The 25,026-nt window shown below is 62.4% G+C and carries 20 protein-coding genes and 3 tRNA genes; 20 read left to right on the top strand and 3 right to left on the bottom strand.

From position 1 onward, the window contains the following. Nucleotides 1-29 precede the first annotated feature (29 nt). From S7S_RS10530 to S7S_RS10505, 6 genes are all read left to right on the top strand, one after another. Nucleotides 30-1,301, top strand: a complete 1,272-nt coding sequence (locus tag S7S_RS10530) for a nucleotide sugar dehydrogenase (RefSeq protein ID WP_008735148.1) — start codon at nucleotides 30-32, stop codon at nucleotides 1,299-1,301. Nucleotides 1,302-1,329: 28 nt separating this feature from the next. Beyond that, on the top strand, nucleotides 1,330-3,006 hold the full coding sequence (pgi, locus tag S7S_RS10525) for a glucose-6-phosphate isomerase (RefSeq protein ID WP_008735150.1): 1,677 nt from the start codon (nucleotides 1,330-1,332) through the stop codon (nucleotides 3,004-3,006). A 27-nt stretch (nucleotides 3,007-3,033) separates the two neighbouring features. Then, nucleotides 3,034-4,404 (top strand): phosphomannomutase/phosphoglucomutase, encoded by a 1,371-nt coding sequence (locus S7S_RS10520; RefSeq protein ID WP_008735152.1) that lies wholly within the window; start codon nucleotides 3,034-3,036, stop codon nucleotides 4,402-4,404. A 536-nt stretch (nucleotides 4,405-4,940) separates the two neighbouring features. Then, the gene (gene cysD / locus S7S_RS10515; protein WP_008735154.1) at nucleotides 4,941-5,855 is read left to right on the top strand and encodes a sulfate adenylyltransferase subunit CysD; all 915 of its coding nucleotides are present in this window, start codon (nucleotides 4,941-4,943) and stop codon (nucleotides 5,853-5,855) included. 96 nt (nucleotides 5,856-5,951) lie between these two features. Next, nucleotides 5,952-7,619 (top strand): sulfate adenylyltransferase subunit CysN, encoded by a 1,668-nt coding sequence (gene cysN / locus S7S_RS10510; protein ID WP_008735156.1) that lies wholly within the window; start codon nucleotides 5,952-5,954, stop codon nucleotides 7,617-7,619. A 227-nt stretch (nucleotides 7,620-7,846) separates the two neighbouring features. Further along, complete coding sequence (locus S7S_RS10505) at nucleotides 7,847-9,775, top strand: polysaccharide biosynthesis protein (RefSeq protein WP_008735158.1); 1,929 nt, start codon at nucleotides 7,847-7,849, stop codon at nucleotides 9,773-9,775. Between the two features lie 106 nt (nucleotides 9,776-9,881). Here S7S_RS10505 and S7S_RS10500 read toward each other — a convergent pair. Together S7S_RS10500 and S7S_RS10495 are read right to left on the bottom strand one after the other, a co-directional pair. Then, a tRNA-Asn gene (locus S7S_RS10500) sits at nucleotides 9,882-9,957 on the bottom strand. A gap of 70 nt (nucleotides 9,958-10,027) precedes the next feature. Continuing rightward, nucleotides 10,028-11,212 (bottom strand): pyridoxal phosphate-dependent aminotransferase, encoded by a 1,185-nt coding sequence (locus S7S_RS10495; RefSeq protein WP_008735159.1) that lies wholly within the window; start codon nucleotides 11,210-11,212, stop codon nucleotides 10,028-10,030. Between the two features lie 89 nt (nucleotides 11,213-11,301). Here S7S_RS10495 and uvrB point away from each other — a divergent pair, with 89 nt between their 5' ends. The 14 genes from uvrB to S7S_RS10425 all read left to right on the top strand — a co-directional run bounded on the left by uvrB (nucleotide 11,302) and on the right by S7S_RS10425 (nucleotide 24,008). Next, a complete protein-coding gene (uvrB, locus tag S7S_RS10490) occupies nucleotides 11,302-13,377 on the top strand; it encodes an excinuclease ABC subunit UvrB (protein ID WP_008735161.1) in 2,076 nt (691 codons plus the stop codon). Nucleotides 13,378-13,502: 125 nt separating this feature from the next. Then, the gene (locus tag S7S_RS10485) at nucleotides 13,503-15,041 is read left to right on the top strand and encodes a hypothetical protein (RefSeq protein ID WP_008735162.1); all 1,539 of its coding nucleotides are present in this window, start codon (nucleotides 13,503-13,505) and stop codon (nucleotides 15,039-15,041) included. A gap of 71 nt (nucleotides 15,042-15,112) precedes the next feature. Continuing rightward, nucleotides 15,113-15,189 (top strand) — tRNA-Val (locus S7S_RS10480). 149 nt (nucleotides 15,190-15,338) lie between these two features. After that, nucleotides 15,339-15,959, top strand: a complete 621-nt coding sequence (gene infC, locus S7S_RS10475) for a translation initiation factor IF-3 (protein WP_082027688.1) — start codon at nucleotides 15,339-15,341, stop codon at nucleotides 15,957-15,959. Between the two features lie 52 nt (nucleotides 15,960-16,011). Further along, complete coding sequence (gene rpmI, locus S7S_RS10470) at nucleotides 16,012-16,206, top strand: 50S ribosomal protein L35 (RefSeq protein WP_008735164.1); 195 nt, start codon at nucleotides 16,012-16,014, stop codon at nucleotides 16,204-16,206. Nucleotides 16,207-16,256: 50 nt separating this feature from the next. Then, nucleotides 16,257-16,616 (top strand): 50S ribosomal protein L20, encoded by a 360-nt coding sequence (gene rplT, locus S7S_RS10465; protein WP_008735165.1) that lies wholly within the window; start codon nucleotides 16,257-16,259, stop codon nucleotides 16,614-16,616. Nucleotides 16,617-16,807: 191 nt separating this feature from the next. After that, nucleotides 16,808-17,827: a phenylalanine--tRNA ligase subunit alpha gene (gene pheS, locus S7S_RS10460; RefSeq protein WP_008735166.1), complete on the top strand. Its 1,020-nt coding sequence runs from the start codon at nucleotides 16,808-16,810 to the stop codon at nucleotides 17,825-17,827. Nucleotides 17,828-17,925: 98 nt separating this feature from the next. Further along, a complete protein-coding gene (pheT, locus tag S7S_RS10455) occupies nucleotides 17,926-20,304 on the top strand; it encodes a phenylalanine--tRNA ligase subunit beta (RefSeq protein ID WP_008735169.1) in 2,379 nt (792 codons plus the stop codon). 15 nt (nucleotides 20,305-20,319) lie between these two features. Beyond that, on the top strand, nucleotides 20,320-20,622 hold the full coding sequence (gene ihfA / locus S7S_RS10450; RefSeq protein WP_008735171.1) for an integration host factor subunit alpha: 303 nt from the start codon (nucleotides 20,320-20,322) through the stop codon (nucleotides 20,620-20,622). Continuing rightward, entirely contained in the window at nucleotides 20,603-20,959 is a 357-nt protein-coding gene (locus tag S7S_RS10445) for a MerR family transcriptional regulator (RefSeq protein WP_008735173.1), read from the top strand. Before ihfA ends, S7S_RS10445 begins: the two co-directional genes overlap by 20 nt. Nucleotides 20,960-21,042: 83 nt before the next feature. Then, a tRNA-Pro gene (locus tag S7S_RS10440) sits at nucleotides 21,043-21,119 on the top strand. A 165-nt stretch (nucleotides 21,120-21,284) separates the two neighbouring features. After that, complete coding sequence (cmoA, locus tag S7S_RS10435) at nucleotides 21,285-22,007, top strand: carboxy-S-adenosyl-L-methionine synthase CmoA (RefSeq protein WP_052269239.1); 723 nt, start codon at nucleotides 21,285-21,287, stop codon at nucleotides 22,005-22,007. After that, nucleotides 22,007-22,981 carry a tRNA 5-methoxyuridine(34)/uridine 5-oxyacetic acid(34) synthase CmoB gene (gene cmoB, locus S7S_RS10430; protein ID WP_008735186.1) on the top strand — a complete coding sequence of 325 codons (975 nt, stop codon included), beginning with the start codon at nucleotides 22,007-22,009 and terminating at the stop codon, nucleotides 22,979-22,981. Before cmoA ends, cmoB begins: the two co-directional genes overlap by 1 nt. Nucleotides 22,982-22,997: 16 nt before the next feature. Continuing rightward, nucleotides 22,998-24,008, top strand: a complete 1,011-nt coding sequence (locus S7S_RS10425; protein ID WP_008735188.1) for a zinc-binding alcohol dehydrogenase family protein — start codon at nucleotides 22,998-23,000, stop codon at nucleotides 24,006-24,008. A 119-nt stretch (nucleotides 24,009-24,127) separates the two neighbouring features. Here the strand turns inward: S7S_RS10425 and S7S_RS10420 are convergent, their stop codons facing one another. Further along, nucleotides 24,128-24,790, bottom strand: a complete 663-nt coding sequence (locus S7S_RS10420) for a diguanylate cyclase (RefSeq protein ID WP_008735190.1) — start codon at nucleotides 24,788-24,790, stop codon at nucleotides 24,128-24,130. Nucleotides 24,791-25,026 lie beyond the last annotated feature (236 nt).

The following is a 25,026-nucleotide window of genomic DNA, read 5'->3' as shown; positions in this document are numbered from 1 at the left end:
TCGTCATCGTATCGGAACAAGCGAATCCTATGCATATCGACGTTTATGGCAGCACGCTCTGTGCTTTGGTGACCGCAGGCACGCTGGCGTCCACTGGTCACCAGGTGACGCTGCGAGTCCCCGAAGGCGACGTGGCCGGGCAGCTCGAACGGAACGAATGTCCGTTTCGCGAGCCGGGATTGCCGGAGCTGCTGTCGGAGCAGCGTGCCGCAAAGCGGCTGAAAGTGGGGCGTCTGGTGGACGTGCCGGCGACGGCCGTGTCGACGGTGTTCCTGGCGCTGGAACTGGACGACGTTGAACTGGCGCACGATATCGTCGCGCGGCTGGCTGATCTCAAGCGCCAGTTCTGGTTGCTGGTCAATCAGTCCTCTTTCCCGGTGGGCACCACTGACAAACTGCAGCAGACACTGGGTGATGTGGGTGCCGTGGTCAGCCTGCCGGATCTGTTGCAGGAGGGGGTTGCGGTGCAGAGCTTCATGCGGCCGCCGCAGTTGCTGCTGGGCAGTAACGATCCCTACGCAGAATCCCTGGTGCGCGAAATCCTGCGTCCGGTCAGCCGCCTGCGCGACCAGTTCCTGGTGATGACGCCGAAGCAGGCGGAATTCTCGAAGTTTGCGGTCATGGGCATGCTCGCCACGCGGGTAAGTTTTATGAACGACATGGCCAGCCTGGCCGATGCGCTGGAGGTGGACATCGAGCCGGTGCGTCAGGCGGTAGGCGCGGACCCCCGTATCGGCCAGGCCTATCTGTATCCGGGCTGCGGTTTTGGTGGTCCGAGCCTGTCGCGCAACGTCATGGACCTGGCCAGCACGCTGGCGTCCAGTGGTGTCGGTTCGGAACTGCTGGATCAGGTGCTGCGCATCAATGAGCGCCAGAAGGAAGTGATGTTCCGCAAACTCTGGCGCCACTACCACACCCGCCTGGAAGGCAAGGTGGTGGCTATCTGGGGCGCAGCGTTCAAACCCGGCACCGGGCGCATCGACAATGCGCCGGTGCTGCGGCTGCTGGAAGCGCTGTGGGCGCAGGAGGTCGCGGTCCGGGTACATGATCCGCAGGCGCTGCCGGTGCTGCATCAGCATTACGGTACCCGGGATGACCTGGTGTTGTGCGAGGACGCCTACGACGCCGCGCGCGACGCGGACGCCCTGATACTCGTCACGGAATGGAAGCAGTACTGGAACCCGGACCTGGTGCGTCTGAAGACGCTGATGCGGGCGCCGGTACTGCTGGACGGACGCAATATCTATGACCCGCAGTTCGTGCGCCGCCATGGCTTTGCCTATTACGGTGTCGGGCGTTGAACGGGCGGTGGACACAGGACGAGACGGTATGATCTGGGACAACCTGCAACAGCACGCCGATACACTGCGCGGCCGCCATCTGGCCGATCTGTTTGCAGACGACCCGCTGCGTTTTCATAGCCTGCACCGGCAGGTGGGGCCATTGCTGTTCGATTTCAGCAAACAGCGGCTGACCACCGAGACGCTGGCACTGCTGGCGGAGTTTGCCGATGCTCGCGATCTGCGCGGCTGGATCGACCGGCTGTTTGCGGGCGAAAAAGTCAACGGCACGGAAAACCGCGCGGCAATGCACTGGGCGCTGCGTGCCCGTGCAGAGGGCCATATTCCGGAGCCGGTGGCCGGTCTGTTTGGCGAGGTGGCGGATCAGCTCCAGCGCATGGAACGTATCGTCAACAAGCTGCATGCGGGGCAATGGCGTGGTGTAACCGGTGAAGTGATTACCGATGTAGTGAACATCGGGGTGGGCGGGTCCGATCTCGGGCCATTGATGGTGAGCCGGGCACTGGAAGATTATCAGGTCAGCACGGCACAGCCGCTCAACCTGCACTTTGTGTCGTCCATGGACGGCAGCCAGTTGTCACACCTGCTGCGCATGCTGCGGCCACAGAACACGCTGTTCATCATTTCATCAAAATCCTTCACCACGGTGGACACGCTGTACAACGCCAACACCGCACGCAGCTGGCTGCGCGATGCGCTGGGGCGAGACCCGGCGGTCGTCGACTGTCACTTTCTTGGTGTCTCCGCCAGTGACACCAAAATGGCCGAGTGGGGCATTCATGAGGACAACCGCCTGCGTTTCTGGGAGTGGGTAGGGGGCCGTTTTTCGGTCTGGTCCGCCATCGGCCTGCCGGTGGCCCTGAGTATTGGCATGGGCGCCTTTCGCGACTTTCTGGCCGGTGGTCATTTCATGGACACGCATTTTCGCAATGCGGCCTGGCTGGATAACGTGCCGGTACTGATGGCGCTGACCGGCCTGTGGAATACCAATCTGCTCGGGATCAGCGCCCAGGCCATCCTGCCGTATGACGCACGGCTGAAGTACCTGCCGTCGTATCTTGAACAACTGGAAATGGAATCCAACGGCAAGTCGGTCACGCGTGATGGCGAGCCGGTGGATTACAGCACCAGCCCGGTGATCTGGGGTGAAGTCGGCCCGAATGCCCAGCACGCGTTCTATCAGTTGTTGCACCAGGGCACCCAGGTGGTGACCTGTGATTTTGTCGTCCCGGCGATGCGCTATCACGAGACGGACCGTGCCCAGGTGACCGGCACACTGAGCGGCCAGCATGAACTGGCGCTGGCCAACTGCCTCGCGCAATCGCGCTTGCTGGCGCTCGGAGAAGCCGCCTTGCCACAGCGCGAACAGATGCCGTTCTACAAACGCTACAAGGGCAATCAGCCCAGTTCGACGCTGATGCTGGACGAGCTGACGCCGTTCGGGCTGGGCGCGTTGCTGGCGGCCTATGAGCACAAGGTCTTTACCCAGGCCGTGCTCTGGCAGATCAATCCGTTTGACCAGTGGGGCGTGGAACTGGGCAAGAAGATCGCGCTGGAAACACTGTCGCTGATCCATTCCCGCGAAGACAGTGACGACATCAGCGAGCAGATGCTGGCGACCCGGTCCGCTGCCCTGCGTGACAGCATGGATGGCTCGACCGTCGGCCTGCTCGATTTTATCAAACAACAGCGACGTGGTTTCTGATCCGCGTCCGCAAGAGGGCATGCTGAAATGGACGTGACGATTTCACCGCTGATTTTTCGCGCTTACGACATTCGCGGCATTGTCGGCGAGACACTGAATGAAGGCATCACCACGTTGATTGGCCGCGCAATCGCCGCCGAAGCCCGTGATGCCGGTGAAACGCGCATCGCAGTGGCCCGGGATGGCCGTCTGTCCGGGCCGGTGATCAGTGCTGCGCTGATCGATGGGCTGCGCCAGGGCGGGCTGGACGTGGTGGACATCGGTATGGTGCCGACACCGGTGCTGTACTTTGCCACCTGTCACGTGGACGGTGTGCGCTCCGGCGTGATGGTGACCGGCAGCCACAATCCACCGGACTATAACGGCTTCAAGATTGTCATTGGTGGCCAGACGCTGTCCGGTGAGCGCATCAGTGCGCTGCACACGCGCATTCGCGAAGGCCGCCTCAGCGAAGGGCAGGGGCGGCTGAGCCAGCTGGACCTGCGCGAGGCGTATCTGGAACGGATTGTTTCCGACGTAAAGCTGGCGCGGCCGATGAAGGTGGTGGTGGATACCGGCAACGGGGTCGGCGGTGAACTGGCGCCGGAACTGATGCGGCGGCTGGGTTGCGAGACCATTCCGCTGTTCACCGAGATCGACGGTCGTTTTCCCAATCACCATCCCGATCCGGGTGACCCGGAAAACCTGCATGAACTGATCCGTACCGTGACGGCGGAAAAAGCCGATCTGGGATTGGGTTTTGACGGTGATGCGGACCGCGTCGGCGTGGTCACACCCAGTGGTGAACTGATCTACCCCGACCGGCTGATGATGGCCTACGCCGAGGATGTCCTGTCACGGGTGCCGGGCGGGCGGATCATTTTCGACGTGAAGTGTTCCGGCAATCTGGCCCGGGTGATCAGCGACCTGGGCGGCGAGCCGGAGATGTGGCGCACCGGGCATTCACTCATCAAGGCGCGCATGAAAGAGACGGGCGCGCCGCTGGCTGGCGAGATGAGCGGGCATATCTTTTTCCAGGAGCGCTGGTTCGGTTTCGACGATGGCCTGTATGCCGCCGCCCGGCTGCTGGAAATCCTGTCACACACGGCGCTGGATGCGGACTGTTTCTTCGCCCGTTACCCGCAATTTCCCAGCACGCCGGAGATTAATATCGCCGTGCCCGAGGAAGACAAGTTCGCGGTGGTGGAGCGGCTTATCCGGGATGGCGACTTTGGTGAAGGGCGCCGCAGCACCATTGATGGCATCCGGGTGGATTATGACGATGGCTGGGGGCTATGCCGGGTGTCGAATACCTCGCCGAAGCTGGTAACCCGCTACGAAGGGGTGACCGAGGCAGTTCGGGACCGGATCCGCGCCCTGTTCGAGGCAAATATCCAGCGGGCTATCCAGGGGCGCTGAGGCGACCAGGGGAAACGTAAAATATGCCAATGTGCCTGGTGCCCACTTGGATAAGCACGCAATCTGATGACATAATGCCATCATTCTGTGACGAAAGTCACATATTGCAGATACATAAGTTATCAGATTGTTTATCCACTGCGGCGGGAAGGTATGACGGATTACGACGATCTTGCCCGGTTCCGGAGCAAGTCAGGCAATGCCCACTTCGAACTGCGTCCGGTGCCGTCGTTGGCGTCTGGACAGACGGGCAAGGGGAGTGTCTGTCCAGCCAGGATTACTATTCCGCGTCGCTGACCATGCTGGCCCGTCAGGCGATGCGGGAACGGTCCATCGGCAGCGGCCGGCTGCTGGCTTGCCATACCGTTCCCTGAACCCGGGGTGTCTCCCGCTGCGCCTTGCTGTATCATCCCGGCCCTGAATTCCGTTCCCCAGGGGTGCAGGGTTTCCCGACACTCTCCCGGACAGGCCCGACCGGCCGGGAGACCGTCGCGACAGACCCTTCCCGTAACGCCTGTAACGAAAGAAACGACACTATGGTGCTTCCAGAACATCGCATGACCCACCTCCAGGAACTGGAGGCCGAGTCCATTCACATCATTCGTGAAGTGGCTGCCGAGTTTGATAACCCGGTGATGCTGTACTCGATCGGCAAGGATTCCTCGGTGATGCTGCATCTGGCCCGCAAGGCGTTCGCGCCGGGCAAGCCGCCGTTCCCGTTGCTGCACGTGGACACCACCTGGAAATTCCGCGAGATGATCGCCTTCCGTAACCGCATGGCCAAAGAAGCGGGCATGGAACTGCTGGTGCACACCAACCAGGACGGCGTGGCGGCGAACATCAACCCGTTCGACCACGGCAGCGCCAAATACACTGACATCATGAAGACCCAGGCGCTGAAACAGGCGCTGGATCTGTACGGTTTCGATGCCGCCTTCGGTGGCGCCCGCCGTGACGAGGAAAAATCGCGTGCCAAGGAACGCGTCTATTCCTTCCGTGACCGCTTCCATCGCTGGGACCCGAAGAACCAGCGCCCGGAACTGTGGAACCTGTACAACGGCCGTATCAACAAAGGTGAGTCGATCCGCGTGTTCCCGCTCTCCAACTGGACCGAGCTGGATATCTGGCAATACATCTACCTGCAGAACATCGAGATCGTGCCGCTGTATTACGCCGACGAACGTCCGGTGGTGGAACGCGACGGCATGCTGATCATGGTCGACGACGAGCGCCTGCCGCTGGCGGAGGGTGAAGTGCCGCAGCAGCAGAGCGTGCGCTTCCGCACCCTGGGTTGTTATCCGCTCACCGGCGCTGTGCCGTCGAAGGCGAGAACCCTGCCGGAAATCATTCAGGAAATGCTGGTGGCCCGCACTTCCGAACGCTCCGGCCGCGCCATTGATCACGATGAATCCGGCTCCATGGAAAAGAAAAAGCGCGAAGGCTATTTCTGATCTTCCTGACAGACTGCCGGACGCCTGCTGGCCAGGCACAGTTCAACGAGTTGAAAGGATGGCGGCGCCAGTGACGCCCCATCGGAGAGACGGGAAATGTCTTACGAAGCACCGGAAATCGACAACATTGAAGACTATCTGCGACAGCATGAAACCAAGGACATGCTGCGCTTCATCACCTGCGGCAGCGTGGACGACGGCAAGTCAACCCTGATCGGCCGCCTGCTGCACGACAGCAAGGTGATTTTCGAAGACCAGCTGGCCGCCATTACCAAAGACAGCACGCGCCATGGCACCACCGGCGAGGCTGTTGACCTGGCGCTGCTGGTGGATGGCCTGCAGTCGGAACGCGAGCAGGGCATCACCATTGATGTGGCCTACCGTTTCTTCGCCACCGACCACCGCAAATACATCATCGCCGACACGCCGGGGCACGAGCAGTACACCCGCAACATGGCCACCGGCGCGTCCACCGCGCAGGTCGCCATCTTGCTGATCGACGCCCGCTACGGTGTGCAGGTACAGACGCGCCGTCACAGCTTCATCTGTTCGCTGCTCGGCATTCGCCACTTCATCATCGCCATCAACAAGATGGATCTGGTCGAGTACAGCCAGGCGCGCTACGACGAAATCCGCGAGGAATACGCCAGCTTTGTGGCGGCACTGAATGTGCCGGATGTGCGCTACGTGCCGATGTCCGCGCTGACCGGCGACAACGTGGTGCATGCCAGCACCCACATGCCCTGGTTCCAGGGCGAGCCGCTGCTGACGCTGCTGGATCACATGCCGGTACAGCGTGATGCGAAGCTGGACACGCTGCGGTTGCCCGTGCAGTACGTCAACCGGCCCAATCTGGATTTTCGCGGTTATTGCGGCACGCTGGCGGCGGGCGTGGTGAAGCCGGGCATGCCGGTGCGCGCGCTGCCGTCCGGCAAGACCTCGACGGTCAAGGCCATCGTCACCTGGGAAGGAGAACAGCCGGAAGCCCTTGCCGGGCAGGCGATCACCCTGACCCTGAACGACGAGATCGATATTTCCCGTGGTGACATGCTGGTCGCGGCGGATGACGCGGTCACGCTCGGCCATGCTTTCATGGCCCACGTGGTGTGGATGCACGATCAGCCGCTGCAGACCGGCAAGACGTATGACTTCAAGCTGGGCACCACCTTTACCAGCGGCCAGGTGACAGAGATCGTGCACCAGATCGACGTCAACACACTGGCGCAGCACGCCGCCGAAGACCTGCCGTTGAACGGCATTGCCCTGTGCCGGGTGCAACTGACCCGTGCCGTGGCATTCGATCCGTATGACGTCTGCAAGGCGACCGGCAGCCTGATCGTCGTCGACCGCCTGAGCAACGTGACGGTCGGTGCGGGCATGGTCGTGTCCGAAGCCGAGCCTGTAAAAGGCGGTAAAAGCTTACCGCCGGTCACCGCGGAATCACGTGCCCGTCGCCTGGGTCAGCAGGCCGCGCGCCTGGTGGTCAGCGGGCCTGATCAGCAGTTGCTGGCCGGGCAACTGGAGCGCGTGCTGTTCGCTGCCGGTGCTTTGCCGGTGGTGGTGGGCGGCGATGAAGACGTCCTGGCCGAACGCCTGCAGGCCGCAGGATTGCTGGTGATCCAGCCGGGCGAGGCAGATGGTGCCCGTCGTCTCCAGATTCTTTGTGGCGCGCGTGACATCGCATTGTCATCGCTGGAAGCGGAGAATGGGGCGGCAGCGGAAACCGTGCTGGCCGCGCTGCGGGAGCACCATATCCTGGGCTGACGTGCCACAGGCGTCGCTGCTGCCGGACGCCGGGTGCGGGTTGCAAAGTGCCATTATCTGCTGGACACTTTTCGTCCGCTGAGTATGATGACCCGGTGTTTTCCCCGGCGACAGCCCGGAAGCATGGCAGATCCACTGCTCCAGGGATGGGGTGGCAGGCCGGTTCAACCGTACCAAAATCTGGTCAGCAGGTGCCTGTAAGGACCGCACGGAGGCGAGTGAGACTGATGGAGCAGTTCGAGCGTTATCACCACTGGTTGCTGGGCCTGCCACGTTCCACCAAACAACTGATTCTTCTGCTGGGCGATCTGCTCGCGCTTTCTCTGGTGTTTGTGCTGGCTTACGCGGTGCGTGTTGGCTCCCCCTTCCCGAACATTACCCAACCCTGGCTGATCCTGGCTGCGCCGCTGCTGACCGCGCCGTGCCTGTACCTGCTGGGTTTCTATCGCGGCATGGTGCGCCATCTCGGCGGCGATGCAGTGTTGTCGCTGGCGGCTGCCATGAGCGTCGGGGCGATTGCGCTGGCCGGTGCGGCCTACATGCTCAACGCCTACGGCACGCCGCGCTCGGTGTTCATCATCTATTGGGCGCTTGGCATTCTGTATCTTGGCGGCAGCCGCTTTATCCTGCGCCGCTATCTGTTCTGGGCGGTGCATGGCCGTCATCACCGTGTGCCGGTGGCGATCTACGGTGCCGGCAGTTCCGGTATCCAGCTTGCCACGGCGCTGAAAAACGGTAACCAGTTTCAGCCGCTGGCGTTTGTCGATGACCGGGTGGCGGTGCAGGGCACCACCATCGAGGGTTTGCCGGTACTCAGCCGTGAGGGCCTGACCCGTTACGTGCGCCGGGGGCGGCTGGCCACGGTGCTGCTGGCGATGCCGTCGGCGTCGCGGTCGCAGCGGCTGCGGGTGATCACCTATCTGGAAAAACTGCCGGTGCAGGTCAAGTCAGTACCTGCCATGGGGGATATCGTGGCGGGGCTCGCCCGCATCGAAGAAGTGCGCGATGTGGCGATCGAGGATCTGCTCGGCCGTGAACCGGTGCCGCCACGGGAAGACCTGCTGCACGCCTGTATTACTGGCAAGAACGTGCTGGTGACCGGTGCCGGCGGCTCTATTGGCAGCGAACTGTGCCGGCAGATCGTGCGCCTGAAGCCGACCCGGCTGGTGTTGGTGGAGCACAACGAGTTCGGGCTTTACAGCATGGAGAAAGAACTGCGCGAGCTGGCGCAGGACGAGTCACTGGAGATCGTTTCGGTGCTGGGGTCAGTGGTGAACCGTGGCCTGCTTGAGTCTGTCTGCCGTCGTTACGATGTGCACACCTTCTACCATGCTGCGGCGTACAAGCACGTGCCCATCGTGGAACTGAATCCCTCCGCCGGCGTGCGCAACAATATTCTCGGTACACTCACCGCCGCCCAGGCAGCGGAGACGGTGGGGGTCGAACGCTTTATTCTGATTTCCACTGACAAGGCGGTGCGGCCGACCAACGTCATGGGCGCCACCAAGCGTTTTGCAGAACTGATTTTGCAGGCGCTTTCCGAGCGTGGCGGCAAGACTGTGTTTTCGATGGTGCGCTTCGGCAATGTGCTGGGTTCATCCGGCTCCGTGGTGCCGCTGTTCCGCGAACAGATCCGTTGCGGTGGTCCGGTGACGGTGACGCACCCGGAAGTGACCCGTTACTTCATGACGATCCCGGAAGCCGCGCAGCTGGTCATCCAGGCGGGTTCCATGGCACGTGGTGGCGAAGTATTCGTGCTGGATATGGGCGAGCCGGTACGTATTTATGACCTGGCCTGCGCCATGATTCATCTGATGGGTTACTCGGTGCGCGATGAACTGCACCCGGACGGTGATATCGATATCAACTACACCGGCCTGCGCCCGGGCGAAAAGCTCTATGAAGAACTGCTGTTCAGTGACGATGGCTTGGGAACAGACCATCCGATGATCATGCAGGCTCGTGAAGACTGCCTGGCGTGGTCACAGCTGGAAAGTGCGGTGGAATCGTTCCGCTACGCGCTGGAAGATGGTGACGAGGAAGCCATGTGCGCGCTGCTGCGCCGTTATGTGGCGGGTTATGTACCGAACGAGCAGGATGCACTGTCGGTGATTGACGCGCAGAAATCGCAAAAAGAAGGCGCCGTACTGCATTGAGAGGTTTGCCGTGCGTGATGTCGATGACATCACGTGGGGCCTCGCCAATACGGCAACACATAAACAAAAAGCCCGGTGTTCGATGAACACCGGGCTTTTTGCTGTTTGGCTCCGCCTGCTGGGCTCGAACCAGCGACCCACTGATTAACAGTCAGTTGCTCTACCGACTGAGCTAAGGCGGAATGTATGCAACGGCGCGTATAGTAGTGAGGCCCTCAGGGTCGGTCAATACCCTGAGGGCGCGTTTGCTGCTTATTTGGTCAGTGCCGCCTCAATTCGCTGCACCGCAGCTTTCAGCGTGTCCAGACTCACGGCGAAAGACAGGCGCAGACAGCCTTCGGCACCGAAGGCAGAGCCGGGCACCAGCGCCACACCGGCTTCCAGCAGCTTGTCGGCCAGCGCCAGGTCGTTCTCGAAGCCGCCGGCCTTGATGGCACCGCTGAAATCCGGGAAGGCATAGAAAGTGCCATCACCGGCCAGGCAGGTCACGCCCGGCAGGGCGTTGAGCGCTTCCACCAGCCAGTCGTGGCGTGCCTTGAACGCCTTGACCATCTCGGCCACGCATTCCTGCGGGCCGTCCAGGGCCGCCTGGGCGGCTTCCTGGCTGATCGAGGCCGGGTTCGAGGTGCTCTGGCTCTGCACTTTCTTCATGGCGCCGATCAGCTTGGCCGGGCCGGCGGCATAGCCGATCCGCCAGCCGGTCATGCTGTAGGCCTTGGAGACACCGTTGAGCACCACCGTGCGGTCGTACAGGTCCGGGTTGGCGTTGACGATGTTCACGAACGGCTTGCCGGTCCAGAGGATGTGCTCGTACATGTCATCCGTGGCCACCAGCACGTTCGGGTGCTTGCGCAGCACATCGCCGAGGGCTTTCAGCTCTTCCTCGGTGTAGGCCACACCGGACGGGTTGGACGGGCTGTTGATCACGAACAGGCGGGTCTTCGGCGTGATCGCGGCTTCCAGCTGGGCCGGGGTGATCTTGAAGCGGCTGTCCACAGTGGTGTTGAGGATCACCGGCTCACCGCCGGCCACCAGCACCATGTCCGGGTAGGACACCCAGTAGGGCGCCGGGATGATCACTTCGTCACCGTCGTTGAGCAGCGCCAGGGCCATGTTGAAGAAGCTCTGCTTGCCGCCGCTGCTGACCAGGATCTGGTTCGCTTCGTAATTCAGGCCGTTTTCACGTTTGAATTTCTCGATGATGGCTTTTTTCAGGCCAGGAGTGCCGTCCACAGCGGTATAGCGGGTCTTGCCGGCCTTGATCGCTTCAATGGCGGCATCTTTGATATGATCCGGCGTGTCGAAATCAGGCTCGCCGGCCCCCAGGCCGATAATGTCCTTGCCCTGGGCACGCAGTTCAGCGGCACGGGAAGTGACGGCCAGGGTGGGGGAGGGCTTGATGCGTTGTACGCGGTCGGAAAGCTGCAGTTCGGACATGCACTCCTCGTTCATTCGAGTGGTGGGTTAAGGGCGCGCTTTTGGCGCACGCGGGCGGCCAATACTACCTGATCCGGGGACCCGGCGGAATGGCATCAGCTTCTTCACGCGACTCATCTGGCACCACCTCTGGCCCCTCCGGCAAGGACGAAGGCTTCCGTATCCATGCCGGTTATGCGCCCGCTGGCGACCAGCCTGCGGCCATCGCCGGGCTGGTCGAAGGCATTGAGGATGGCCTGTCGCACCAGACCCTGCTCGGCGTAACCGGCTCGGGCAAGACCTTCACCATCGCCAACGTCATCCAGGCGGTACAGCGGCCGACCATCGTCATGGCGCCGAACAAGACCCTGGCGGCGCAGCTGTACAGCGAATTCCGCGAGTTCTTCCCGGAAAACTCGGTGGAATACTTCGTCTCCTACTACGACTACTACCAGCCGGAAGCCTACGTGCCGTCGTCGGACACCTTCATCGAAAAGGATTCCGCCATCAATGAGCACATCGAGCAGATGCGGCTGTCAGCCACCAAGGCGCTGATGGAACGCCGCGACACCATCATCGTGGCCTCGGTGTCCGCGATCTACGGCCTGGGTGATCCGAACAGCTATATGTCGATGCTGCTGCACGTGGTGCGCGGCGACCGGATTGACCAGCGCGCCGTGCTGCGCCGCCTGGCGGAGCTGCAGTATACCCGCAACGAGATGGACTTCCGTCGCGCTACTTACCGGGTGCGTGGCGATGTGATCGATATTTTCCCGGCTGATGAAGACCGTGAAGCGGTGCGCCTGGAGCTGTTCGATGACGAAGTCGAGAACATCAGCATCTTCGACCCGCTGACCGGCGAGATCCTGCGCAAGGTGTCGCGCATTTCCATCTATCCCAAGAGCCACTATGTGACCCCCCGCGAAGTCGTGCTGGAGGCGATCGAGAAGATCAAGGACGAACTGCGCGAGCGCCTGGAGCAGTTGCGCAACGCCAACAAGCTGGTCGAAGCGCAGCGGCTGGAACAGCGCACCCGCTTCGATATCGAGATGCTGCAGGAGCTGGGCTATTGCAACGGCGTGGAAAACTACTCGCGCCTGTTCTCCGGCCGCGCACCGGGCGAAGCGCCGCCGACCCTGTTCGACTACCTGCCGGACGACGCGCTGCTGGTGATGGACGAATCCCACGTGACCGTGCCGCAGATCGGCGGCATGTACAAAGGCGACCGCTCGCGCAAGGAAACACTGGTTGAATACGGCTTCCGCCTGCCCTCGGCGCTGGATAACCGGCCTCTGAAATTCGAGGAATGGGAAGGGCTGGCGCCGCAGACCATCTTCGTCTCCGCGACGCCCGGCCCGTATGAACAGAAGCACGCCGGCCAGGTGGTGGAACAGGTGGTGCGCCCCACCGGGCTGGTGGACCCGGTCATCGAAGTGCGGCCGGCGCTCAGCCAGGTGGACGATGTGCTCGGCGAAATTCGCGAAGCGGTACAGCGCGACGAGCGGGTGTTGATCACGGTATTGACCAAACGCATGGCGGAAGACCTGACCGAGTTCCTGCAGGAGCATGACGTGCGTGTGCGCTATCTGCACTCGGACGTGGATACCGTCGAACGGGTAGAGCTGATCCGCGACCTGCGGCTGGGCAAGTTCGACGTGCTGGTGGGCATCAACCTGCTGCGCGAAGGCCTGGACATGCCGGAGGTGGCGCTGGTGGCCATCTTCGATGCCGACAAGGAAGGCTTCCTGCGTTCCGACCGCTCGCTGATCCAGACCATCGGCCGCGCGGCACGGAACCTCAAGGGCCGCGCCATCATGTACGCCGACAAGATCACCGGCTCCATGCAGCGCGCTATCGAAGAGACGGATCGCCGGCGCGAAAAACAGATCGCCTTCAACACCGAGCACGGCATCACGCCGACGGCCCTGAACAAGCGCATCCGCGACATTCTGGAAGACACCTATTCCACGGGCGTGGGCGGCAAGCACGGCAAGAGCCGCAAAAAAGGCGTGGGCGAGGACAGCGGCGAGTATGCCGTGCCGGCGTCGCCAGCAGAGGCCACCCGCGAGATCGCGGCGCTGGAAGCAAAAATGCTCGAGCATGCCCGCAACCTGGAGTTCGAGCAGGCAGCCCGCCTGCGCGACCAGATACAGAAAATCCGCGAGAACAGCTTTCTCGCCGGCTGACTGCGTACCTGACCCAGCGGCGCGGGCAGCCGTCTGCACAGGCAAGGATGCGTGATATACGTGCGTGCACAATCGTGCCAGCATCAGGGGACATAGCGGCCCTATATCAGACAGGGAGGTTTGCCATGCGGAGATTCTGGCTGTGGAGTGCGGTGCTGCTGTCCTGTCTGCACAGTGCCCAGGCACAACAGGCCGTGCCGGATGCCGTGATGGAGCGGGCCTGGCGCCCGCCCGTGATCCTGGCCGGCAACGGTGACCCGCAGGTGGCAGTGGCGCGCATGTACGACTATGCCGCCTTGCGCGACCTGCTGGTGCATCACATCGAATATCACGATGACACCCGCGATTTCCTTGACCAGTTGCGTGCCTCGCTGGAGCGCTTTGATCTGCGCGGCTTTCATCGCCTGCTGCCGGAAAAGCGGTCAGGTGATGAGCGCGAACTGTTGTTGCACAACGTGGCGGCCGGGGATCACTACTACGTTGGGCCGCCCCGAAAACAGCCGGCGCCCGGACTGGCTGGCGGTGCCACCTTTCCCCTGGGAGATATGCTGCTGCGGGTCCGCTCGCGGGAAATGAGCGATCAACCCCACGGTACCCACTATCTGCTGCGCGGAGAGGCCCGCCTGGGCCTGGGCCCCATGCGCTGGTCCTCCGTGCTGGCTGCCAGCCAGGACGTGTTGCGGTTGATGGGCGGTGGAGACGCCGACTTCGAGCGCGCCCTGCCGGAAGGGGAATACCGTGCCCGCGTCTGGGGAATGAGCCCCACATTGGGAGCCCATGAAGTGGATGCGCTGGCACCGCTCTGGGCAGCCTATCCGGCCATCTGGGAACTGGCGGCCGGGTTGGGTGAGATCGAGCGGCTGGTGGTGGCAGGCCAGCCGGGTGACCCTGACCGGCAGGTGGATGCCTCGGTGCGGGTCAATGGCCAGCGCATGGCGCGTCATTACCCGGCACTGCGCGCCTACCTGGACCGGCTTGGCACCATCCTCAGACTTGATATCAGCATCGGCGATGAATACGGCGAAGTGGCCCGCATCCTGGTGAACTCCGCCACCCAGCGCGCCGAACTGACCATGCTGCTGCGCGACGGCCAGCCGGTCGCGACCCTGAACGGCAAGCCGGTGGCGGGGGCTCGCCCGCACCTGGACGGCAGCGCGCGGCGCCTGCGGGTGGATGTGGATGCCTGGATCGAGATCTACGGCATCCTGGCCGAAGTCACCGGCCTGCGAGGCGATATTGCCTACCAGCCGACCCCTGACGGTGCCCTGATAACCGGCCAGTTGACGGATATCCCGGCGGTGCGGACCAGCGGCAAGGCGCTGGGCATCATGCCGGCCGGGGTGATCAACTTCGTGCTGCCGCGCTCCATCGATCAGCTCGCCATCGATTTCCTGACTGTGGCAGCGCAAGGCAACGAGGGTGAGGGCATCAGCGGCAAGGCGCGCTTCCGTCAGCCCGGGCCGGGGGAGCTGGCGGAGCTCCAGGCCAGTGGCGCTTTCGAGGCGCTGGACAACTTCATGGTGCGGCTCGGCATGCGCATCGTCAGCGACCGCCTGATTCCGGACGAGGCTGGCATGGCTGACCTGACCAGGCTGATCAGCGACGTGCAGGCCGCGTTCATTCGCGACCTGGACCGTTTTGCTGCCCGCGTACCGGGGCGGTAAATCACGTCAAATCAGGTGGTTGAAATCGTTTGACAGCCCGCTGCCCGGCTGTAGAATAGCGCCCTCGTAACAGGCACGTAGCTCAGTTGGTTAGAGCACCACCTTGACATGGTGGGGGTCGGTGGTTCGAGTCCACTCGTGCCTACCAGTTTTCACAGTACGTCCTTCCGCAGTCCCTTCCCGCTGATTCTGGCGCTGGCGTAGCGCCATCGCAAAGCTCGTAAAAACAAGTGATTAGCGGTTGTCTGGGGCTTGTCTCGCGGCAGGGTGCTCTATACAATTCGCGGTCAGCCGAAAATGGCTGAAGGGTCGGTGCCACGAGCGCTGCAGGCAGCAGGGCTTGCGCCGACGAAGAAAGATGAACCGGAGGTAGCCACCATTAAAAGTGCTGGCAAGGGCGGTGATAAACGCGCCCGCATTAACGACCAGATCCAACTGGAGAACGTTCGCCTGATCGATGAAAACGGTGATCAGGTGGGTGTGGTGAGTCTGGAGGAGGCGCTGGCGGCAGCCCAGTCCAAAGATCTCGACCTGGTGGAAATTTCGCCCGACGCGGAGCCACCGGTCTGCCGAATCATGGATTACGGCAAACACCTGTTCGACCTGAAACAAAAGGCGAAAGAAGGGCGCAAGAAGCAGCGCCAGACCCAGGTGAAGGAAATGAAATTCCGCCCCGGCACCGACCAAGGCGACTACCAGGTGAAACTTCGCAACCTGGTGCGCTTTCTCGAGGCAGGGGACAAGGCCAAGGTAACCGTACGGTTCCGTGGCCGCGAGATGGCGCACCAGGAACTGGGGCTGCAACTGCTCCAGCGCGTGGAAGCGGATCTCGCCGAGTGGGGTAATGTCGAGCAGCGTCCGAACATGGAAGGCCGACAGATGATCATGGTTATCGCGCCCCAGCGGAAAAACAAGTGACCGAATTCCCGGTTGCTTGAGCCAACGTAACGCAGCTTAAGAGAACTGAACAATGCCGAAGATCAAATCAAACCGCGGGGCAGCCAAGCGTTTCAAGAAAACCGCCTCCGGTTTCAAGCGCAAGCAGGCTTTCAAAAACCACATCCTGACGAAGAAATCCGCCAAGCGGATTCGTCAGCTCCGGCCGAAGACCGAAGTGCATGCTTCGGATATCGCGCTGGTGAAGCGCATGCTGCCGGGCGTCTGAGCCCTGCATTCCTAACGCTGGATAACTGAAACGGTTTTTGGAGAACTGAAATGGCTCGAGTAAAGCGTGGTGTGCAGGCCCGTCGCCGGCACAAGAAAATCCTCAAGCAGGCCAAGGGCTATTATGGCGCCCGCAGCCGTGTCTATCGTGTAGCTATCCAGGCGGTCATCAAGGCCGGCCAGTATGCCTACCGTGACCGCAAGGCGCGCAAGCGTCAGTTCCGTCGCCTGTGGATCGTGCGTATCAACGCCGGTGCACGTGCCAACGGTCTGTCCTACAGCCGCCTGATCGACGGCCTGAAGAAAGCGGCCATCGACATCGACCGCAAAGTGCTGGCCGATCTGGCCGTGCGCGATGCCGTGGCGTTTGGTGCGCTGGCCGAAAAGGCCAAAGCGAGCCTCGCCGCCTGATCGTCTGCGCATGAGTGCATGACACGTCGCCGGGTTTGCCCGGCGACCCAAAACGGGGGAAGAGCTCGCGCTCTTCCCCCGTTTTTTTATTTGTGCAATGCGGCCTTCACTCCGTCACCGGCCGCGTGCAGTATTGATGCCCTATTCAAGCCCGTTAGCGGGGGAGTGCCTGATCAGGCCGGAGAACACGCATGGAAAACCTGGAGACATTGACCCGCGCCGCGCTGGACGCGGTGGACGCTGCCGCAGACCTGCGCGCGCTGGATGAAGTGCGGGTCAATTATCTCGGCAAGAAGGGCGAGATCAGCCAGTTGCTGAAAGGCCTGGGCAAGTTGTCTGCCGAAGAGCGCCCACAGGCCGGTGCATTGATCAATGAAGCGCGTGATGCCGTGCAGCAGGCACTGGAGAATCGTCGCGAGGCGATGGAGCAGGCAGCGCTGAACGCGCAACTGGCGGGCGAGCGCGTGGACGTGACGCTGCCGGGCCGTGGCGAACTGCCCGGCAATTTGCACCCGGTCACCCGTACACGTCGTCGCATCGAGGACTTCTTTGCCGGCCTCGGCTACGACGTCGCCGAAGGCCCGGAAGTGGAAGACGACTTCCACAACTTCGAAGCCTTGAATATTCCCGGCCACCACCCCGCGCGCGCCATGCACGACACCTTCTATTTCGGTGACGGCCGTCTGCTGCGCACGCACACCTCGCCGGTGCAGATTCGTGTGATGGAAAACGGCAAGCCGCCGTTCCGCATCATCGCACCGGGCCGGGTGTACCGCTGCGACTCCGACCTGACCCACACCCCCATGTTCCACCAAGTGGAAGGGCTGCTGGTGGATCAGAACATTACCTTTGCCGATCTGCGCGGCACAGTGGCGGCGTTTTTGCGCGCCTTCTTTGAAGTGGACGATCTGGCGGTGCGTTTCCGTCCGTCCTATTTCCCGTTCACCGAGCCGTCCGCCGAAGTGGATATCGGCTGCACGCATTGCGGCGGCAATGGTTGCCGTGTGTGCAAGCAGACTGGCTGGCTGGAGGTGATGGGCTGCGGCATGGTGCACCCGACAGTGCTGCGCCACGGCGGGGTCGATCCGGAGCAGTACAGTGGCTTCGCCTTCGGCATGGGCATTGAGCGTCTTGCCATGCTGCGTTATGGCGTCAATGACCTGCGCATGTTCTTCGAGAACGACGTCCGCTTCCTCAGCCAGTTTGCCTGAGACGATCAAGCGGCTTTTTTAGCACGCCGTCCCAGGGCGGTGGAGATAAATGACAGCGGCGCATCCGTGCGCGCTGCGGAACAGGGATCGAGGTAGCAATGCGTTTCAATGAATCCTGGCTGAGAGAGTGGGCCAATCCGGCACTGGACACCGGGGCGCTGATGCATCAGCTCACCATGGCCGGCCTGGAAGTGGACGGTGTCGAACCGGCAGCGGCGCCCTTTACCGGCGTGGTGGTGGCCGAGGTGCGCGAGACCGCACCGCACCCGGATGCCGACAAGCTGACCCTGTGCCAGGTGTTTGATGGCAGCGGCACCTTCCCGGTGGTCTGCGGCGCGCCGAATGTGCGCCCCGGCCTGCGTGTGCCGTTCGCCCGCGTCGGCGCCGTGCTGCCAGGTGATTTCCGCATCAAGTCCGCCAAACTGCGTGGCCAGCCGTCCGAAGGCATGCTCTGCGGTGCCTCCGAACTGGGTCTGGAAGACCTGATCGACGGCTTGCTGGAACTGCCGGCCGACGCGCCGGTGGGCACGGATATTCGCGAGTACCTGAGCCTGGATGACAACATCATCGAGGTGGACCTGACCCCGAACCGCGCCGACTGCCTCAGCGTGCGTGGCATCGCGCGCGAGGTCAGCGTGCTGAACCGCGTGCCGTTCAACGAGCCGGCCATTGCGCCGGTGCCGCCGACTCTGGACGACACCTTCCCGGTCACCGTGTCCGCGCCGGAGGCGTGCCCGCGCTACCTGGGGCGTGTCATCCGGGGTATCAACCCTGCTGCGCAAACACCGCTGTGGATGGTCGAGCGGCTGCGCCGGGCCGGCTTGCGTCCGATTGATCCGGTGGTGGACGTCACCAACTATGTGCTGCTGGAACTCGGCCAGCCGATGCACGCCTTCGACCTGGGCAAATTGAACGGTGCTGTTGATGTGCGCCTGTCCCGCGAAGGAGAAAAACTGGCGCTGCTCGACGGCCAGGAAATCACCCTGCGCGACGGCAGCCTGCTGATCACCGATGCCTCTGGCCCCATTGCCATGGCCGGTGTCATGGGCGGTGCCGGCAGCAGCGTCACCGACGCCACCCGCGACCTGTTCCTGGAGGCTGCGTTTTTCGCTCCGCTGGCCATTGCCGGCAAGGCGCGCAGCTATGGCCTGCACACGGATTCCTCACACCGCTTCGAGCGGGGCGTCGACCCGGCATTGCAGGCGCTGGCGATGGAGCGTGCCACGGCGTTGATCCTGGACATTGCCGGCGGTCAGGCCGGGCCGGTCACCGAAGTGGCTTCCGGGGCACACCTGCCGCAACCGGCGGAGATCGCCCTGAGTGCCGGGCGCGTGGAGGCACTGCTGGGCATAGCCCTGCCGGTGAGCGATATCGCCGATATCCTTGAGCGCCTGGGCATGCATATCAACGAGACCGGGGCAGGGCAGTGGACTGTGCGGGCGCCAAGCTGGCGCTTCGACATGGCCATCGAGCAGGACCTCGTGGAAGATCTCGCGCGCGTATACGGCTACGACCGTCTGCCCAGCCGGTTGCCCGCCATTCAGGGCGGCGGCGCAGCGCAGACCGAAACACTGCTGTCGGCCCGCCACCTGTCAGACCTGATGTGCGCCCGGGGCTATCTGGAAGCCATCACCTATACCTTCGTCGACCCGGCCATGCAGCAGGCCCTGGCGCCGTCATTGCCGCCGTTGGCGCTGGCCAACCCGATCTCCAGCGAGCTGGCGGTGATGCGCACCACGCTGTGGGCCGGCTTGCTGACCACGGCCCAGCGCAACCTGAACCGCCAGGTGGCGCGCCTGCGCCTGTTCGAACAGGGGCTGCGCTTCGTGCCACAGGGCGGTGATGCGCTGCTGCAGGAGCCGATGCTGGCCGGTCTGGTATACGGCAATGCCCGTCCGCAACATTTCGACGACAAGGCCCGCAAGGCCGACTTTTTCGACGTCAAGGCAGATGTGGAAGCGCTGCTGGCCGCCGGTGGCCGCACAGGCTTCCGCTTTGAAGCGGCCGACAACGACGTGCTGCACCCTGGCCAGAGCGCCCGCATCAGCCTTGATGGCGAAGAGGCCGGCTGGCTCGGGCGGCTGCATCCGGCGCTGGCCGCGAAGCTTGACCTGCCGAAGGATATCTATCTGTTCGAGCTGCGAAAGGCGGCGATTGAGCAGGCAAAAGTGCCGAAGTTCTCCGAACTGTCCGATCAGCCGGCAGTGCGTCGTGACCTGGCCTTTGTGGTGCCGGAAGAGGTGCCTGCCGGTGCCTTGCTGGAGGCGGTACGCAATGCCTGTGACGCGCGCCTGCGCGAGGTCCGGCTTTTCGACGTATATCAAGGGGATGGAATTGAAAAAGGCCGTAAGAGCCTGGCCCTGGGCTTGACCTTCCAGGAGCGTTCGCGCACCCTTAGGGAGGCTGAAATCAGCGACCTTATAGCGGGGGTAGTATCCCAGCTAAAACAAGAATTTAACGCGTCTTTAAGAGAATGATTCGAGGGATTGTCGATGGCGGCGCTGACCAAGGCAGATATGGCTGAAAGGCTGTTCGAGGAACTGGGCCTGAACAAGCGGGAAGCCAAGGAAATGGTGGAAATGTTCTTCGAGGAAATCCGCCGTGCCCTGGAAAATAACATCCAGGTGAAGCTTTCCGGTTTCGGCAATTTCGATCTGCGCGACAAGAGTGAGCGGCCGGGCCGCAACCCCAAGACAGGCGAGGAAATCCCCATCACTGCGCGTCGCGTCGTGACCTTCCGTCCGGGGCAGAAACTAAAACAACGAGTTGAAGCTTATGCTGGAACCAAGCAATAACGACCAGCTCCCTGCGATTCCCGGCAAGCGCTACTTCACCATCGGCGAAGTCAGCGACCTGTGCGATGTGAAGCCGCATGTGCTGCGTTACTGGGAACAGGAATTCCCGCAACTCAAGCCCGTGAAGCGGCGTGGCAACCGCCGCTACTACCAGCGCCAGGACGTGCTGATGATCCGCCAGATCCGCAGCCTGCTGTACGACCAGGGCTACACCATCGGCGGTGCGCGCCAGCAGCTCACCGAAGGTGCCAACGGCGAGCAGGCCACCCATTATCACCAGCTGATCCGGCAGATGATCGTCGAGTTGGAAGATGTGCTCGACGTCCTGCGTGCCTGAACACATCATTTCGTTATTGTTTTCATACCGGCAGGAATCCGTTATGATTCCCGCCGCTTCGAGCCTGGCTCGAAGCAGATTTTCGGGGCGTAGCGCAGCCTGGTAGCGCACTTGCATGGGGTGCAAGGGGTCGAAGGTTCAAATCCTTCCGTCCCGACCAGTTTGATATCCAGAACATGAAGGCCGGTCAGCGATGACCGGCCTTTTTGTTTTTCCGCCGTGGCCTGGCCTGCCGTTAGGGGTGTGGGCCGCATTGGGTTAAAATGTGCGCATCTTGTTGCACTGCGACGGCCGTGTGTTCCGGCCCGACACTTCCGGACAGTTCATGAAAGACGATCTCTACGCCCAGGCCCGCGATGAAGTTGCCCGTTTCTGTTTTGACGAACAGGTCGCGCGCGTCTTCCCCGACATGATTCGCCGTTCGGTGCCGGGTTACGGCACCATGATCGACATGATAGGGGTGTTTGCCGCGCGCTATGCCAGGCCTGGCACACGCCTGTATGACCTGGGCAGTTCGCTGGGCGCGGCGACGCTGGCCATGGCGAAGCTGGTGCCGCACCGGGATTGCGAGATCATCGCCGTGGACAATTCGCCGGCCATGGTGGAGCAGGCTGCCACGATTCTGGCCTCGGAAGTGCCTCTCGTACCGGTCACACAGCGCTGCGAGGACGTGCGCACCACGGTATTGGAGAACGCCTCCGTGGTGGTGCTCAACTTCACTTTGCAGTTTGTACCCCTGGAAGATCGCGACGCGCTCATTCAGCGTATCGCCGATGCACTCAGCCCCGGTGATATTCTGGTACTGTCGGAAAAAATCCGCTTCCCCGATGACGAGGAAGACGCCCTGCAACAGGCGCTGCACCATGCTTTCAAGCGCAACAATGGCTACAGCGATCTGGAAATCAGCCAGAAGCGCACGGCGATCGAAAACGTGCTGATTCCGGAAACGCTCGCGGCCCATGAAGCGCGCCTGACACAGGCCGGCTTCAGCCGTGTGCATGTCTGGTTTCGTTGCTTCAATTTCCTGTCGCTGGTGGCGATTCGCTGATGCACGCCTACGTTGACGCCTTGCAGGCCGCGCTGGCGGCTGCCGCTCTTTCTCCCTGGGATACCGAAAGTGGTGTGCTGGCCCGGCAACGGCTGGTCGAGGCACCGCACGGCGACCTGCCAGCCTGGCAGTCATCGCTGGCACGCCTGCCTCCTGGCCCGGCGCCGGTCGAGTTGAAGACTGATACGCTGCAAATTGGTGAGCCTGGCAGCCTGCCGGCCACGGGGATGGTGGAGCTGGAAACGGCACTGGCTGGCCTGATGCCCTGGCGCAAGGGGCCGTTTTCGTTCTTCGGCCTGCATATTGACACCGAATGGCGTTCGGACTGGAAATGGCAGCGTGTGCTGCCGCACCTGGCACCGCTGGCCGGCCGGCGTGTGCTGGATGTGGGCTGTGGTTCGGGTTATCACTGCTGGCGCATGCGGGGCGAGGGCGCATCGTTTGTGCTGGGCATCGACCCGACGCTGCTGTTCCTGATGCAGTTCCTGGCGGTGCGCCGCTATCTGCCGGAGGCGCCGGTATGGTTGTCGCCGGTGCGGCTGGAAGAACTCTCGCCGGGCGTGGAAGCCTTTGATACCGTGTTTTCCATGGGGGTTCTGTACCACCGCCGCTCGCCGCTGGACCACCTGCTGGAACTGAAATCGGCGTTGCGCCCCGGCGGTGAACTGGTGCTGGAAACACTGGTGGTTGAGGGTGACGCGCAGCGTGTACTGATGCCTGCGGACCGCTACGCCGCCATGCGTAATGTGTATTTTCTGCCCAGCGCTGCCATGCTGGTGCTGTGGCTGACCCGCTGTGGTTTTCGCGATGTGCGGGTGGTGGACGAGGCGGTGACCACGCTGGAGGAACAGCGCGCCACGCCCTGGATGCGTTTTCAGTCCCTGGCGGATTTTCTTGACCCGCAGGACAGCACCCTGACCCGCGAGGGCTATCCGGCGCCGCGCCGCGCCGTCGTGATCGCGGAAAAACCCTGACCCCCGGGAGGAAACCATGAAAGCCGTTGGATACCGGAAATCACTGCCGATCGATGACCCGTCCTCATTGCAGGACATCACGCTTGATGTGCCGCAACCCGGCCCGCGAGACCTGTTGGTGAAAGTGAGTGCCATCGCGGTGAACCCGGTGGACACCAAGATACGCCTGAACACCGCCCCCGAGGCTGGTGACTTCAAGGTGCTTGGCTGGGATGCCGCCGGCGTGGTGGAAGCCGTGGGCCGCGACGTGAGTCTGTTTCGTCCCGGCGACAAGGTCTGGTATGCCGGCGATGTGACCCGGCCGGGCACCAATGCCGAATACCAGTGCGTGGACGAACGCATTGTCGGGCGCGCGCCGGACAACCTGAGCATGGCCGAGGCGGCCGCCATGCCGTTGACTACCGTCACGGCCTGGGAATTGCTGTTTGACCGGCTCGGTGTGCAGCAGGGCAAGGGCCACGGCAGGACATTGCTGGTGGTCGGTGCCAGTGGGGGTGTTGGCTCGGTGCTGGTGCAATTGGCACGACAGCTTACCGAACTGACAGTGATTGGCACCGCGTCACGCGATGCCACCCGTGACTGGGTGCTCAGCCTCGGCGCACACAAGGTCATTGATCACAGCAAGCCGCTGACCGAGGGCCTGTCGCAGATCGGTGTCAGTGACGTGGACTATGTCGCCAGCCTGACGCACACCGATGAGCATATCGACCAGATTGTCGACGCACTGCGACCGCAGGGAAAGCTGGCGCTGATCGATGATCCGCTGCAACTGGATGTGCGCAAGCTCAAGCGCAAGAGCCTGTCGCTGCACTGGGAATTCATGTACACGCGCTCGTTGTTCCAGACCGATGATCAGATCGAGCAGCACCGTATCCTGATGAAAGTGGCGGAACTGGTGGAGCAGGGTGTGCTGCGCACCACCGTGGCGGATCACTATGGTGTCATCAATGCCGAAAATCTGCGCCGTGCCCATGCGGTGATGGAAGCGCATCAGGCACGCGGCAAGATTGTGCTGGAAGGTTTTTGATTCTGCACAAGTGCTACCTGAAAGACTGCTCGGCGGGGTGGGTGTCGCATTCGTTCTGCTCACCCTGCGACCCCGGGATTTTTTCCTCTCATTCGGGCCTCCTGCGAGGCCCGTCGCCGTCAGGCCCGTGTCGACGCCAATAACAGTTCGTCCACCAGGCTCAGGCGTTGTTGTTCGCTCAGGCGACGCATCATGGCGCGCAATTGCCGGGTATCGGGTGCACCGTCCGGGTTGGTTGCCGGCACCGGCGCATCGTAGGTCGCGTCGGGTTGACCGAGGGCTTGCTGCATCGCGGCACTGAGGTTGACCGGCTCGGCGCCGTGGCAGGCTGTGTGCAGTGTGCGCATGATCAGTTTGCGGCTGTCCTGGCGCAGGTCTGCGTCACGCTGCGGGGCCACACTGTGCAGGCCAAGGCGTACCGTAAAGCGCAGCGTGTCGCCGTTGTAGCGGAAACTGTGCTGGCCCAGTTGCTGCGCCAGCCGTTGGGCGAGATGGCGCGTGCCGCGTGCGGAAGTGTCCGGCAGCGAGAACACCATGCGCCCGTCACCCCAGGCGCATTGCCAGTCTTCTGCACGTTTCAGTCGATCAATTTCCTGTGTCAGGCGTTGCTGCATGCGACGGGTCAGTGCGTGGCCATAGACATTGGCAAGCACTGGAAAATTGGTCAGTTCAATGGCGAGCAGGTGCAGCGGCAGGCCGCGCCGCAGGCAAAAGGCGATCTGCCGGGTCAGTGCCTGATCGAACATGCGCAGGCGTGTGCCCGACGGAATGGATGTGCTCATTCTGAGGCCTTTTCATCAGACCGTGAGTGATGATTTCTTCGCCCCATGAATGGGCAGCCTCAGAGGATAATCAGCGCTGGCCCCGGCAACCAGAGGCGGTTTCAGCTCTTAACAAAGCAACAGCATGCGGTAACGATCCGCGCGTCAGCGCAACCGGGATTGGCACCACAAACCGATATACGGTTGCCCATCAGCCATTGGCGGCTGGCAGGCTTGTGCGCATAATGCGCCGCCAT

This window comes from Isoalcanivorax pacificus W11-5, from assembly GCF_000299335.2.
GTDB lineage: Bacteria > Pseudomonadota > Gammaproteobacteria > Pseudomonadales > Alcanivoracaceae > Isoalcanivorax > Isoalcanivorax pacificus.
The sequence above is the reverse complement of the archived record's forward strand: the minus strand, read 5'-3'. Positions and strand labels throughout refer to the sequence as shown.

Coding starts and splice junctions, on each gene's coding strand:
- rplT (WP_008735165.1), top strand. CDS start 16,257: ATGGCTCGAGTAAAGCGTGGTGTGCAGGCCCGTCGCCGGCACAAGAAA.
- cmoA (WP_052269239.1), top strand. CDS start 21,285: ATGAAAGACGATCTCTACGCCCAGGCCCGCGATGAAGTTGCCCGTTTC.
- S7S_RS10520 (WP_008735152.1), top strand. CDS start 3,034: ATGGACGTGACGATTTCACCGCTGATTTTTCGCGCTTACGACATTCGC.
- S7S_RS10530 (WP_008735148.1), top strand. CDS start 30: ATGCATATCGACGTTTATGGCAGCACGCTCTGTGCTTTGGTGACCGCA.
- pgi (WP_008735150.1), top strand. CDS start 1,330: ATGATCTGGGACAACCTGCAACAGCACGCCGATACACTGCGCGGCCGC.
- cysD (WP_008735154.1), top strand. CDS start 4,941: ATGGTGCTTCCAGAACATCGCATGACCCACCTCCAGGAACTGGAGGCC.
- S7S_RS10505 (WP_008735158.1), top strand. CDS start 7,847: ATGGAGCAGTTCGAGCGTTATCACCACTGGTTGCTGGGCCTGCCACGT.
- infC (WP_082027688.1), top strand. CDS start 15,339: ATGGCTGAAGGGTCGGTGCCACGAGCGCTGCAGGCAGCAGGGCTTGCG.
- cysN (WP_008735156.1), top strand. CDS start 5,952: ATGTCTTACGAAGCACCGGAAATCGACAACATTGAAGACTATCTGCGA.
- S7S_RS10445 (WP_008735173.1), top strand. CDS start 20,603: ATGCTGGAACCAAGCAATAACGACCAGCTCCCTGCGATTCCCGGCAAG.
- cmoB (WP_008735186.1), top strand. CDS start 22,007: ATGCACGCCTACGTTGACGCCTTGCAGGCCGCGCTGGCGGCTGCCGCT.
- pheT (WP_008735169.1), top strand. CDS start 17,926: ATGCGTTTCAATGAATCCTGGCTGAGAGAGTGGGCCAATCCGGCACTG.
- uvrB (WP_008735161.1), top strand. CDS start 11,302: ATGGCATCAGCTTCTTCACGCGACTCATCTGGCACCACCTCTGGCCCC.
- ihfA (WP_008735171.1), top strand. CDS start 20,320: ATGGCGGCGCTGACCAAGGCAGATATGGCTGAAAGGCTGTTCGAGGAA.
- S7S_RS10495 (WP_008735159.1), bottom strand. CDS start 11,212: ATGTCCGAACTGCAGCTTTCCGACCGCGTACAACGCATCAAGCCCTCC.
- pheS (WP_008735166.1), top strand. CDS start 16,808: ATGGAAAACCTGGAGACATTGACCCGCGCCGCGCTGGACGCGGTGGAC.
- S7S_RS10485 (WP_008735162.1), top strand. CDS start 13,503: ATGCGGAGATTCTGGCTGTGGAGTGCGGTGCTGCTGTCCTGTCTGCAC.
- rpmI (WP_008735164.1), top strand. CDS start 16,012: ATGCCGAAGATCAAATCAAACCGCGGGGCAGCCAAGCGTTTCAAGAAA.
- S7S_RS10425 (WP_008735188.1), top strand. CDS start 22,998: ATGAAAGCCGTTGGATACCGGAAATCACTGCCGATCGATGACCCGTCC.
- S7S_RS10420 (WP_008735190.1), bottom strand. CDS start 24,790: ATGAGCACATCCATTCCGTCGGGCACACGCCTGCGCATGTTCGATCAG.